Here is a 12,239-nt window from a genome sequence, read left to right as displayed (position 1 = left end):
GCTCAGGTCGTCGCGGCGACCCGGGCCGGACCTGCCTTCGCCTCCTGCTCGCGGCGCAGCGCCGCGAGCGTCTGACGGATGCCTTCCGGGTACGGCGTCTTGTGCACCGAGCCCAGGAGCCCGCGCAGCGCGGAGTCGTCCAGCAGCACGGGGTTCGTGAGCAGGCGGAGGCCTACGTGGCCTTCGGCCTGGAGCACCCGGAGACCTACCGCCTCATCTTCATGGAGGACCCCAAGCTGTCCGCGGAGCTCTTCCAGGACAAGCAGCACGGCGAGGGCCCCCGGTCCTTCGCCTTGCTGATCAGCGCTTGCGCGGACCTGAAGGCGGCCGGCCGGGCCCCGGAGGCCACACCCGCGGAGCAGCTGGCGGAGGTCTTCTGGGCAGGGCTGCACGGGATCATCAGCCTCAAGCTCACCTGCTCCGGATTCCAGGGATCTCCGGCGGAAGTGCTGGCGCAGACCCTCGTCGCCACGCTGGTGCAGGGCCCGAAACCCGGAAAGCGCGCGCGGTAGCTTTCACCTCCACCCGCAGGGTGGCCTCTTCCGGCACGGGCGCGTCCACGTGCCCGATACCGTCTTTTTACGTCTTGTATTGGATGGCCCTTGTTTCATGGGGGAGGCTGGCGGGCGACCCAGGGGCCGCCAACTGGCATCCCGGCAACACGCTGTGTGAACATTGGACGTCCCATGAAAAGGTCCCATTCAACCCATCCCGGTGAGTCGGGTCAGGCGGTCGTGGAGTCCGCGCTGGTCATCCCGGTGATGGTGTTCCTCATCCTGGGCATCCTCCAGCTGGGCACGCTCCACCATGCGCGGCTGATGACGGAGTACGCGGCGTACCGGGCAGCGCGCGCGGGCATCGTCAACAGCGGCGACTGCGAGATCATGAAGAATGCCGCCTACGTGGCGCTGCTGCCCACCCTGGGTCCTCCCAAGTCCGGCGGCAAGGGCCGCGTGGACACGCTCATCAACGTGGCGCTGGTCCATGACGCGTACACGGACGAGAAGCTCGCGGACCAGAACCAGCGCTACCAGCAGGTGAACCTGGAGCGCGTGCGGGTGGAGGTGCTCAACCCCCGGCGCAGCCAGCTGCCCACCCTCTTCTCCTCCTATGGCTCGCACCTGTCGGGCCTGGAGGTGGACTTCGACGACATCCGCAACGCGCAGGTCATCGAGGCCAACCTCCTCACGGTGCGCATCACGTACTTCTACGAGATGCGCATCCCGTTCGCGAACTGGCAGCTGCACGCCTTCTACATGGGCCGCGAGGCGCTCAACGGCCTGGCCATGCGGGGCGTCAACTTCACCACCCAGAAGGTGAACGGCGGCAGCCTCACGGACCACCTGGAGGACCAGGGCGCGGGCCAGAGCAACGACCACAAGAAGATCCGCACGCTCGCCGACAGCAACGTCTTCGCCATCCCCGTCGTGGCCACCTATTCGATGCGAATGCAGTCCAACTTCCTCAACGGCGCGCATGGCCCCACCTCGTGCGCCGTGGACGGCTAGCGCCTCCCCCGGCGCTGGCCAGAAGGACCCCCTCGGATGTTCCGGATACTGCGAAGACTGCGGCGCGACGAGCGCGGGCAGGCCATGGTGCTTGGGGTGGTGGTCATGCTGGTGCTGGCCGTCACCATCATGACGTCGGTAGGCATTGGCCAGGGCGTCTACGAGAAGATCAAGCTGCAGGACGCCGCGGACGCGCAGGCGTACTCGCTGGCGGTGAAGGAGGCGCGGGCCTACAACTTCCTCGCGTACACCAACCGCGCGATGATCGTGCACTACTCCGCGATGCTCACGCTGATGTCCTACGTGAGCCACGCGGTGTACCTGGACCGCACCATCGGCGTCGCGGCCAAGTACCTGCAATACATCCCCGGAATCGGCGCCGTCTTCACGGCCGTGTCCACGGCGATAAAAGCCTGGAAGGTGACGGTGGAGACCGTCTCACGACTGCTCATCCCGGTGATTACAGCGCTCAACATCGCGCTGTGGCTGGCCCAGGAGGCCATGCTCACGGGCACCCTCTTCGACCTCTACACCACGAAGGGGCACGGGGACGTCATCAGGAAGACCGACCCCCGGGCGGACGTCACCGAGGACATGGACTCCGGGCAGTCCTTCAACAACGCGTCCGTGTCCTCGCTGTTCGGCAACCCGAGCGACATCAACTACTCCAACGCCAAGAACTTCCTGCACGTCCTGGACGACGGCCCCTTCAGCAGCAGTCCCACCATGGGCGTGGACCCCACCGGCATGCTCACGCGCGGGAAGCTGGTGACGGGCAACAAGCTGTCGGATCCGAACATGGCCAAGTACCGCCTGCTGATGGGCAACCTGGCCAACGGCGTGCGCCGGCCGTGGACGGCCGAGGGCCAGGGGCCCATCCTCATCGGGCGCAGGTGGGAGTTCCGGCTGTGCGTCGGCATTGGCGAGCTGCGCATCCGCAAGACGGCGGACAGTCAGATCAAGAGCTTCGACGAGAACTTCGAGAACAACCGCAAGGATCAGCTCTTCGCGTCGGACGACATCCGCATCGAGGTGCGCCCCACCTGCTTCCTGTTCGGCTGGAGCGACGTCTTCCGGCTGCGCTTCCGGGCGGCGGCGGACAACCGGGGCGGCTTCCACCAGGAATACGGCTCCAACAAGACGGATGACCACCACCCGTGGCTGGGCATCACGCCGTTCATCACGTCCGACACCAGCTTCGTCAGCCCGCGGCAGAACCACTTCGGCTACCCGTGCAACCTCATCGTCCTGGGCAAGGACATGGGCGCGGAGCGCAGCGGCAACAAGCCCGTCTACGAGCTGGAGAACCTGAAGAACAACGCGTTCATGGAGGGCAGCGGCGACGGCAAGTACAACACCGCGGAGAACAACGACGAGGGCATCCGCGAGTCGTACCTGGACATGACCTGGGAGTACGTGGGCGGCAAGCAGGACGGCTACGCGGCGGACTTCCGCCAGCGCACGGGCGGCATGATGGCCATGGCGGTGGGCCGCGCCATCTACCACCGCCCCAACGCGTGGAAGGAGGAGCCCAACTTCTTCAACCCGCTCTGGACCGCGCGCCTGGCGCCCGTGCAGACGCACTGGGACGCGGATCACCTCAAGTGGCTGGTGCCCGCATGGGAGGACAGCGAATGGCTCATTCAAGGCATCAACTACTGATGCGCCCTCGTCCCCTTCACGTCCGCCGCGTTTCGCGGGGAGCGGCCACGGTGGAGCTGGCGCTGCTGGCGCCGCTGCTCGTCGTGCTCGTCCTCTGGGCAAACTACTTCTGGGAGGTGCAGCGCGCGCGCATCAAGATGGCGGAGATGGCGCGCTTCGTCGCCTTCGAGCGCACCATGCGCCAGGACGTCTCCACCATCGCGGCGGAGGCGCGGCAGCGCTACCAGGACCTGGACGGCTCCACCAAGACGGGAAACCTGGGCACGGCCTACCGCAACGGCATCACCATTCAGGTGCAGGCCCAGAACGCGGACGCGCCGCTCGAAGGCGTGGAGATGTCCAAGATGGGTGGGCAGGCCGGCGTGGGTGGACTGGCGGGCGCGGCCATTGGCGCGCTGGGCGGCTCGCCGGAGCAGCTGGTCCAGGACATGGGCTTCGACCCCAGCGTCGGTGCGGTCCAGGCGGACGTGCAGGTCCGGCTGGTCAACCACATCATCCCCCGCGAGGTCGCCCTCTACACGACGGGCTTCGACGGCAACCAGCTGGACCTGAACTTCCAGGAGCACTTCTACCTCTTCCACGACACGTGGAAGGCGTGGGGGCCGGGCGACGCTCCGTCGCAGACGTATCCGCGCGTGGAGCAGCTCACACATGACCGCTCCAGCCAGATCGTCTACGCGGGCGTCAGCGGCGGGGCGATGAACTCCATCTCGGCGGTGCTGTCCGTGCTGGGGCTCGATTTCCCCTTCTCCGACGAATACATCCGCCAGTCCGTGGTCATCCGCGCGGTGCCGGACGCGGGCCGCTTCAACGCGGTCCGGCCGACGCGCACGGTGCCCGGCGACGTGCTCCAGGCCGCCTACTGGCGCAACGACACCAGCTACTGCTACGGCAACTGCGAGCCCAACGCCATCCGCACGAAGCGCGGCCTCTCCAACTCCGGAGGCCGGGGCGACAACTGGCCCATGCGCTCCTACCGGTGCCGGGGGAACTTCTTCCAGGGCGCGACCATTTCCAACCAGCCGGAGTCCGTCTACACGCAGTCCACGACGGCGGCGGCGGCGTACTTCCACTACAACAGCGACGCCTGCATCCCATGAGCGGGCTGACGGACCACACGGGCGCGCTCACGCGCTGGCTGGGCCTGGGCGGGTTGCTCGCGCTCGTGGCCACCGCCGCGCTGCTGAAGGACCCGCCGGCCCCGTCGACGGAGGCCCCGGCGAAGCCACCCACCACGCCCCAGGTCGCCCTGCCTCCGGCGCCGCCGTTTCCGGATGCTGGCGTGGGCCGGGTGACGCGGGTCATCCCGCCCTTTCCCGGCGCGGTGATGGTGCCCATGGGCCGGCTGGTGACCAACGGCAGCCCCATGGAGATGCTCTACTTCGAAACGGACCACCCGCCGGGCGAGGTGCTGGAGTTCTACGCGCGGGAGTTCCGGCTGCGGGGCCGCCACATCGTCACGCAGGACGACGGCGCGGGGGGCGGCTCCGTGAACTACTACGACGAGCGGCTGGGCGCGCTGGTGGCCGTCACCACCATCCGCGTGGGTGGCGCCACGACGCGCACGCTCGTGTTCCCCTCATTGGTGGAGGCGCGCGAGGGCATCCACCTGCAGGGCACGGCGCCCGCGTCGCTGCCGCAGCCTCCGGGCGCGGTGACGGTGCTGCGCGTGGACGAAGGCAACGAAGGCCTGGGCTCGGGCAGCACCACGCTCACGCAGGTGGCGCACGGCACGCCCCAGATGCTCGCGGAGTTCTACCGGGCGCAGCTGCCCGCCAAAGGCTACACGCCTTCGGACCGGCGCCTCGCGCGCGGCGTGGAGGTGCTCGACTTCGAGCGCCCCGGTGAGCGGCTGTCGCTGACGCTGGCGCCGCTCGACAAGGACGGTCCGCCCGAATCCCTCATCACGTTCGTGCTCGAGCGTGCCCCCCTTCCCCAGGAGTCGAATCGATGAATGGCTGGTTGTCGCGTGGCTACCGGTGGATGCGGCGTTCCCGCTCGCGGGGACAGGCCATGGCGGAGTTCACGGTGCTGCTGATGGCGTTCATGTTCGGCGTTGGCGCCATCACCACGTTCGCGCCGGAGATGTTCGCGGCGCTCACCATCTACATCCGCGGCTTCTACTGCGTGCTGGGCTACCCGTTCGGCTGAAGGCTCGGGTCAGGGCACGGGCAGCCGGGGCAGCGACAGGGGCACGGAGTCCAGCGTGGGCCGGGCCCCGGTGCCGCTCTTCCGCGCCGTCCAGGTGACCTCCGCGTCGCGCAGGGACTCCACGCCGAACACCGGCACCGTGGCGGCCGTCACCACCGTCATCTGTTGGCCGGATTCCAGGCGGAAGGTCTGTTCGCGGCCCTTGCCGGCGAAGGGGCCGGCGCTCAGGTCGACGTCGCGCTGACGGACGGGCGCACCCCGGAGCGCGGCGTGGTCCGCGAGGAGGTCCACCGGGATGGCGACGGGGGTGCTGGGCGGCACGGTGATGGCCAGCCGCTCCACCACGGCGCGGCCGGTACCGGCGCGAGCCACCCAGGCGATGATGAGGACGCGGGGCGCCGTCTGGTAGTCCAGCTCCACCTGGTAGAGCGTGTCGCGCTCGCGCGGTGTCTCTCCCACGACGGCGGCGCGCACGGGGAAGGTGACCTGCTTCGAACGGACGGTGTATTCCACCCACGTGCCCACGACGGGCTGGAGCTGGCCGTAGAGCAGCAGGGGCGGCACCAGGGCGCGCGCCTCCGCGAGGCGGTCGGGGGCGATGGGCGGATCCGCGGGGGCGGGTGTCCCCGCGTCGGATGGGGCCACCGTCGTGGCGGGAGCGAGGCCCGCGTCGGGCGCGGCGGACATGGCCGATGTGGCGGAGAGCAGCACTGCGGTGCACACGGGACACAGGAGGCGGCGCATGGGAACAGCACTATCGGTCCGGGGCTCAGCGCCGGACAAGTCCGGGGGACGCGTGGGACGGTTCCTGACGCTGCTCGCGTTGCTGCTCGTGGGCCTGGGGGCCCTGCCCGCCCGGGCGCAGGACAGCGCGCCGGATGCGTTGTTCGGCCTGCCGCTCGTCGTGCGTGAAGGTGGCTGGGCGCGCTACGTGAACATGTCGCCGGACGGGCCCCCGCAGTTCGTGATCAAGCTGGGCGGTCCGGGACGCCACGAGGGCAAGCGCGGCCGGTGGGTCGTCATCGAGCTCGACGTGCCCGCCGCCGGACGCGTGGGCTTCGACTTCCTGGTGGAGGGCGAGCGCTTCAGCGCGAAGAGCGTGCTGCTCATGCGCCTGCGCGTGCCCGGCCGTCCGCCGAAAGACAGGCCCGCGCCGTTCAACCAACCGGGCGCCGACCGGAGACCCCACCCGCTTCGGGAGACGACGGAGACGATCGCCGGCAAGAAGCTGGCGGTGTCGGAGTACTCGTACGCCGGAGGCATCATCGCCCAGTGGTCCCCCAGCGTCCCGGTGCTGGGCCTGGTGAGCGTCTCCGGCACGCAGTCCTTCCGGTTGGAGGCCTTCGGCGTGGGCGGAGACCCGTGGAAGGACGCTACCGCCGCCGGGAAGTAAGGCCCGCTCCGACGAGCGCGGTCCGCACCGCGTCCTCGTCCGAGCTCGCGAGCCGCGCGGCCAGGAGCAGCCGCGTCCCGTGCCCCGCCTGGAGGCGCACGCGGGGCAGGTCCCCCGTCTCCCGCTGGAACGAGAACCACTCCAGCCGGGAGAACGGCGTGCGCCGCCCCAGCGAATCGATGAAGCCCGTGGGGCCCAGGAACAGCGCGGGCACGCCATGCAGCCCCACTCCCGCGAGCCACCCGGCGACGCCCAGACAGAACGTGGCGAGCGCGGGCCGTCCCTCCGAGGAGAAGAGCCGCAGGCCCACCAGCGCCAGCACGGCCATGGTCGCGAGCACCAGCGCATAGGTGCCCATCTCCGCGCGCGAGCGCAGCGCCAGGAGTCTTCCGCTACGCAGCAGCGCCACGAGCGCGCCCAGCGCCACGAGCGCCAGTCCCGCCGAGGCCACCGCCACGCCCAGCGCCATCATCCCGGGACGGCCTCCCAGCTCCCGCGACTCGCGCACGAGCCACGCGGCGCAGCCCGTGAAGAAGGCCAGCGACACGCCATGGAAGGCGGCCGTGGAGACGGGGCGCGTGGGGAGGCTTTGAGGCGTCACGAGGCCTTCCTACACCATCGTGCCCCGCCGGGAGCACTCAGGGCGCGGTGTACTCCCGCCGGCGGTAGTTGAGCCGGACCGCCTCCGTCTGCCCGTGCAGCAGCGGGTCCTGGTAGATGCAGACGCCCCCGGGCAGGTCCGCGCAACGCGGCGGCCTCATCCGTTCCATCACCTGGCGGATCAACGCGTCCGACAGCTCCTGCCCCGCGAAGTGCGCGGACCGCGCGTGGATGAACCGGGAGAGGGCCAGGGGCGTGACCCAGGACGTGGTGGCCCGGGTGATGGGCAGGATGTCCACGCCAAAGGCATCCGCCTGGAGCAGCGGCGTCCGGTTGTGTTCGAAGGGCCGCTGGGGCAGCACGCCCGTATTCACATACAGGTCCACGTTGGCCCGCGCCGGCCAGCCGCCGAGTGACGCATGCGCCCCCCGGCCCTCCGCGTCCAGCCCGGACTCGAGCACCGTGATGAACCCCACCCGCAGCCGGTTGGGGAAGGCCTCCGACGGGAAGTCGAAGGGATTCTCCACCGGACTGACGGCATCGATGGCGGACTGGGCCGTGAAGACGCCCGGCGTGTTGAAGAGCGCCGCGTAGATGGGCGTATAGGCCTCCAGCTTTCCGCGCAGCACGTCGTCACCGGGAAGGGGCCCCTGGCAGGACGCCATCCAGTCCTCACGCACCGAGGCCAGCGTCACGCCCGAGCTCAGGTTGACGTAGCGCACGCCGTGCTCCGCCATCAGGCCGCGCAGCCCGTCCGCGACGACCGAGGCCTTCGCCCGGAGGCGCTCGAAGGACGCGGGTGTCCCGGAGGCGTCGCAGAACTCCTCGGCCGCGAAGGTCTGGAAGCGCAACGTGTCCAGCAGGACCAGGGACTGGTGCGGGTTGGTCTCCACCAGCACCGAGAACACGAAGCTGCCATGGCCCGCGCTGTCGTTGGCCTGGTCGGGGTACGTCTCCGAGAGCAGCGACTCCAGGGAGCGCAGCTGCTCCGCGGGGAGGCAGTCCGGCGTCGCGAACGACTGGAGCACCCGGTAGAGCGTGACGGGAACCCGCCAGGAGAAGGAAGCCGGCGCCAGCCGTCCCTGCCCGTCCACCCGGAAATACCCCCGGAGGCGGTTCTGGTAGCGCAGCGTCCGCAGCGGCAACGTGGGGAAGTCGTCGATGACGAGGATGGCCTCGCCGCTGTCGTGGCTCATCGCGAACGCGCCAGGGTCGAAGGGGAATTCTCCCCACTCACACCCGTCCCCGTCCGGCCGCTCCCGGAAGCACGTGTCCGCCAGCACGGCCTCGCGCGCAACCTGGAGGCGCGCGGCCAGGGCGGGATCCATCTGCTCACTCAGGGGCGGCGTGTCCTCGGGAGGGACCGGCGCGGGGACAGGCGTGCCGCAGGCGCAGAGCGCCCCCAGGAACAGCACGGAGAACCAGGACCAGGGTGGGACGGGTGGCATCACGGGCTCGCTGGAAGACGGGGTCGCCAGACATACGGCCCGCGCCCCGCATCCGGGCGCGAAGAAACCTCCGGCATCCCATGGTTCCGGCACTACCAGAAAAAGCCGCTTTCGACGAATTAACATATCTCTTAGAATCTTTCGTGACGTCGCGGCCCCGGCGTTCCGGGGTCGATCCCCCCCGCAGTCCCCAGGAGGTACCGGATGCTTCGTCGCGCCGCCCTGGCCCTCGCCCTGTGCGCCACGTCCTGCACACAGGCCGACGGTCCTTCCGCAACAGAGTCCCCTCCCCCCGAACAGCAGGAAGTCCTGGGCCGGGCCGAACAGGCCGCGGAGTCCCTGGAGACGCCTGGCGAGGCGAACAGCATCCGCTTCCTGGAGCAGTCCTCCTTCGGCCCCAAGCTGGCGCGCGGCGTGGCGCCCGCGCCGGTGGGCACCGTGGAGCGCGTGATGTCCGTGGGCATCACCCAGTCGCTCACGGAGCAGTTCGCGCTCCAGCCCGCCACGCCCTATGACGGCGAGAGCGCCCAGGACCTGGGCTCGCAGTTCTTCCAGCGCGCGGTGACGGGAGAGGATCAGCTGCGCCAGCGCGTGGCGTTCGCGCTCAGCCAGATCTTCGTCGTCTCCCAGAACGGCATCCCGGAGTCCACCCGGACGCCATACCCGGACTCCAAGGTGGCGCTCGCGGGGTACATGAACCTGCTGTCGCAGCACGCCTTCGGCAACTTCCGCACGCTGCTGGAGGAGGTGACGAAGAACCCCGCCATGGGCCGCTACCTGGACATGGCGAACAACCGCGCGTTCGACAAGTACGGCAACCCCATTGACCCGAACGAGAACTACGCGCGGGAGATGCTCCAGCTCTTCACGCTGGGCACGGACAAGCTGAACAACGACGGCACCGCGCTGCTGGACACCAACGGCAACCGGCAGCGCGCGTACAGCGAGGACCAGGTGAAGGCCTTCGCGCACGCCCTGTCCGGCTGGACCTGGAACGCCACGGCGTGTCCGGCCAAGGGCGCCGCCGGCAATACGCCCGACTACAAGAACCCGCTGATGCCCTGCGACAACAACCACGACAAGAGCCGTCAGGTGCTCCTGCGGGGCGTCTCCACCACGGAGGGCGGGGACATCACCACGCACCTGACGCAGGCGCTGAACAACGTCTTCAACGACGCCAACGTCCCGCCCTTCATCAGCAAGCAGCTCATCCAGCACCTGGTCACGAGCAACCCGACGCCCAACTACGTCCGGCGCGTGGCCAACGTCTTCAAGAACGACGGCACCGGCACGCGCGGCAACCTCCAGGCGGTGGTGCGCGCCATCCTGGAGGACACCGAGGCGCGCGGCGCCCAGCCGCCCGTGGCGCTGCGGCCCGGCTACGGCCACCTGCGCTCGCCCGCGCTGTTCGTCACCCATGTCGTCCGCTGGTTGGATCCCACGCTGGACACGGCCACCAAGGACCCGGGCCTGAAGCTCAGCAACTGGAGCAAGTCGATGAACCAGTGGGTGCCGCGCTCGCCCTCCGTGTTCAGCTACTACCCGCCCAACGCACCGCTGCCGGGCGCGGACGGCCTCGTGGGGCCCGAGTTCGCCATCCTGGACACGGCCACCCTCACGGCGCGCGCCAACTTCCTGCACGAGTTCCTCTACACCAACAGCGCCGCCAACGCGGGCATCACCGTGGACTACGACCTGCTGCCGTCCACCAACACGGACCTGGTCGCGTACCTGGGCCGCTACTGGCTGCACGGCACGATGGCGCCAGAGCTGGAGCAGAAGCTGCTGACGGCCATGGGTGACAGCCGGGCGAACTCGCTCATCCGCAAGAAGAAGCTGGCGCTCTACCTGACGTTCCTCTCCCCCTCCTTCCAGGTCCAGCGGTGAACCCCATGACCACGACCCGTCGCCAGTTCCTCCGGCGCGCCACGCAGGGCCTGGGCTTCCTGGCCGCCGCGGCCGCCCTTCCCCGCTGGGTGGGCAACGCCCAAGCGGCCACCCTCAACGGCTACGCCGGCAGCCGCGTGGCCGTCTGCGTCTTCCTGCTGGGAGGCAACGACAGCAACAACCTCATCGTTCCGGTGGAGACCAACGCCTACGCGGCGTACCTGGATGCACGTCCCACCGTCGGCCTGAAGACGGACCAACTGGACCTCATCAGCCCCTCGAACCTGCCCTCCACCCCCTTCGGCATGCCCAGGACGCTTTCGAAGCTGCGCGCGCACTTCCAGTCGGGCCGCGCCGCGTTCGTGTGCAACGTGGGCCCGATGGTGCTCCCGCTGACCAAGGCGGACTACCTGGCCGGCGGCCCCGCCGTGACGGAGAACCTCTTCTCCCACAGCGACCAGCAGGACGCATGGGCGAGCGCGCTGGCCAACCCCGGCTCCAGCACCGTCACCTCCGACATCAAGGTCACGGGCTGGGGCGGCCGCGCGGCGGACAAGCTGCACGTCCTCAACTCCAGCACGCCGCCGGACTACCCGGAGGTGACGTCGTTCGGTGGCAAGCCGCGCTTCTGCGCGGGCGTGGAGCGCAAGCCCATGGTGGTGGCCCCGGACGGCACGCTCGCGTTCCGCACCGTCAACACGCCGCCGTCGGACTTCGACCAGCTCCAGCAGTCGGCGCTGGCGGACGTGATGCCAGTGCAGGACGGCAACGTGCTGGAGACGGCCTACGCGGGTGTGTTCACCACGGCGCAGGGCTTCTCCTCCGCCCGCGCCGCCGCGCGCGAAGCGGCGTGGGCACAGCTGCCCGAGGTCACCCGCCTGACCATCGATCACTACTTCGAGCCCTCACTGCCGCCGGAGGACACCGCGAAGTGGACGCTGCACACGCAGCTCTACCAGGTGGTGCGCGACCTGGTGGCGGGCGCCATGCCGGTGGACAAGGGCGGCCTGGGCCTCAAGCGCCAGGTGTTCTCCGTGGGCTTCGGCTCCTTCGACACGCATCACGACGAGGACGTGGATCAGCCGAAGCTCTTCGAGCAGCTGGACTTCGCGCTGGACGCCTTCCAGAAGTCGATGACGCTGCTGGAGACGCAGACCGCCGTGTTCGGCTCCAACGCGCCGCAGGCCACGCTCTTCACCATGAGCGACTTCAACCGGACGCTGCTGGAGAACGGCGACAGCGGCACGGACCACGCCTGGGGCGGTCACGCCATCGTCCTGGGCAACCGCGTGGCGGGAGGGGCGTTCTACGGCACCTTTCCCAGCCTGGACCTGACCGGCTCACTGGATGGCTCCACGGACGAGCGGGGCCGGTGGATCCCCACGCTCTCGGTGGAGCAGTACGGCTGGACGATTGCCTCGTGGCTGGGGCTGAACACCGCCGCCGAGCGCGACTACGTGTTCCCCAACCTCACCGGCTACCTGGCGGACGCGGTGGCGCGCAACTTCCCGGCGCAGGCGCGCAAGGCCAAGGTGGGCTTCATGCTGGCGGACTGACGCCGGCATGAACGTGAGCAGGCCGCGAGCCTTG

The 12,239-nt window shown here is 69.5% G+C and carries 13 protein-coding genes; 9 read left to right on the top strand and 4 right to left on the bottom strand.

Annotation, left to right across the window (positions count from 1 at the left end; translation table 11 throughout):
• Positions 1-2: 2 nt before the first annotated feature.
• On the bottom strand, positions 3-197 hold the full coding sequence (locus D7Y21_RS07880; RefSeq protein WP_233591651.1) for a hypothetical protein: 195 nt from the start codon (positions 195-197) through the stop codon (positions 3-5).
• On the opposite strand from D7Y21_RS07880, the gene D7Y21_RS07875 reads away from it, so the two are divergent.
• From D7Y21_RS07875 to D7Y21_RS07850, 6 genes are all read left to right on the top strand, one after another.
• Positions 177-512, top strand: coding sequence for a TetR-like C-terminal domain-containing protein (locus tag D7Y21_RS07875; protein ID WP_233612017.1), 336 nt, complete (start codon positions 177-179; stop codon positions 510-512). The genes D7Y21_RS07880 and D7Y21_RS07875 overlap by 21 nt on opposite strands.
• A gap of 174 nt (positions 513-686) precedes the next feature.
• A complete protein-coding gene (locus D7Y21_RS07870) occupies positions 687-1,508 on the top strand; it encodes a TadE family protein (RefSeq protein ID WP_120564319.1) in 822 nt (273 codons plus the stop codon).
• Positions 1,509-1,544: 36 nt separating this feature from the next.
• Positions 1,545-3,170, top strand: coding sequence for a pilus assembly protein (locus tag D7Y21_RS07865; RefSeq protein ID WP_121712260.1), 1,626 nt, complete (start codon positions 1,545-1,547; stop codon positions 3,168-3,170).
• Positions 3,170-4,270, top strand: a complete 1,101-nt coding sequence (locus D7Y21_RS07860) for a pilus assembly protein (protein WP_233612016.1) — start codon at positions 3,170-3,172, stop codon at positions 4,268-4,270. The genes D7Y21_RS07865 and D7Y21_RS07860 overlap by 1 nt, the downstream gene beginning before the upstream one ends.
• Positions 4,267-5,124, top strand: coding sequence for a hypothetical protein (locus tag D7Y21_RS07855; RefSeq protein ID WP_121712256.1), 858 nt, complete (start codon positions 4,267-4,269; stop codon positions 5,122-5,124). Before D7Y21_RS07860 ends, D7Y21_RS07855 begins: the two co-directional genes overlap by 4 nt.
• The gene (locus D7Y21_RS07850; protein ID WP_014395637.1) at positions 5,121-5,321 is read left to right on the top strand and encodes a hypothetical protein; all 201 of its coding nucleotides are present in this window, start codon (positions 5,121-5,123) and stop codon (positions 5,319-5,321) included. The genes D7Y21_RS07855 and D7Y21_RS07850 overlap by 4 nt, the downstream gene beginning before the upstream one ends.
• 9 nt (positions 5,322-5,330) lie before the next feature.
• On the opposite strand, the gene D7Y21_RS07845 is transcribed toward D7Y21_RS07850, so the two are convergent.
• Positions 5,331-6,065 (bottom strand): hypothetical protein, encoded by a 735-nt coding sequence (locus tag D7Y21_RS07845; RefSeq protein WP_121712254.1) that lies wholly within the window; start codon positions 6,063-6,065, stop codon positions 5,331-5,333.
• On the opposite strand from D7Y21_RS07845, the gene D7Y21_RS07840 reads away from it, so the two are divergent.
• Positions 6,064-6,714, top strand: a complete 651-nt coding sequence (locus D7Y21_RS07840; RefSeq protein WP_233591647.1) for a hypothetical protein — start codon at positions 6,064-6,066, stop codon at positions 6,712-6,714. The two genes, D7Y21_RS07845 and D7Y21_RS07840, sit on opposite strands and share 2 nt — an antisense overlap.
• Here D7Y21_RS07840 and D7Y21_RS07835 read toward each other — a convergent pair.
• Both D7Y21_RS07835 and D7Y21_RS07830 read right to left on the bottom strand, forming a co-directional pair.
• Entirely contained in the window at positions 6,695-7,315 is a 621-nt protein-coding gene (locus D7Y21_RS07835; protein WP_121712252.1) for a hypothetical protein, read from the bottom strand. The genes D7Y21_RS07840 and D7Y21_RS07835 overlap by 20 nt on opposite strands.
• A 37-nt stretch (positions 7,316-7,352) precedes the next feature.
• Positions 7,353-8,762: a hypothetical protein gene (locus D7Y21_RS07830; protein ID WP_121712250.1), complete on the bottom strand. Its 1,410-nt coding sequence runs from the start codon at positions 8,760-8,762 to the stop codon at positions 7,353-7,355.
• A 204-nt stretch (positions 8,763-8,966) separates the two neighbouring features.
• Here D7Y21_RS07830 and D7Y21_RS07825 point away from each other — a divergent pair, with 204 nt between their 5' ends.
• Positions 8,967-10,649 (top strand): DUF1800 family protein, encoded by a 1,683-nt coding sequence (locus D7Y21_RS07825; RefSeq protein WP_121712248.1) that lies wholly within the window; start codon positions 8,967-8,969, stop codon positions 10,647-10,649.
• A gap of 5 nt (positions 10,650-10,654) precedes the next feature.
• Positions 10,655-12,205, top strand: coding sequence for a DUF1501 domain-containing protein (locus D7Y21_RS07820; RefSeq protein ID WP_121712246.1), 1,551 nt, complete (start codon positions 10,655-10,657; stop codon positions 12,203-12,205).
• Positions 12,206-12,239: the final 34 nt, after the last annotated feature.

It is taken from the genome of Corallococcus sp. AB045 (assembly GCF_003668895.1).
In the GTDB taxonomy this organism is placed as follows: Bacteria; Myxococcota; Myxococcia; order Myxococcales; family Myxococcaceae; genus Corallococcus; species Corallococcus coralloides.
Note: the sequence above shows the minus strand (reverse complement) of the source record. Positions and strands in the feature narration are given on the sequence as shown.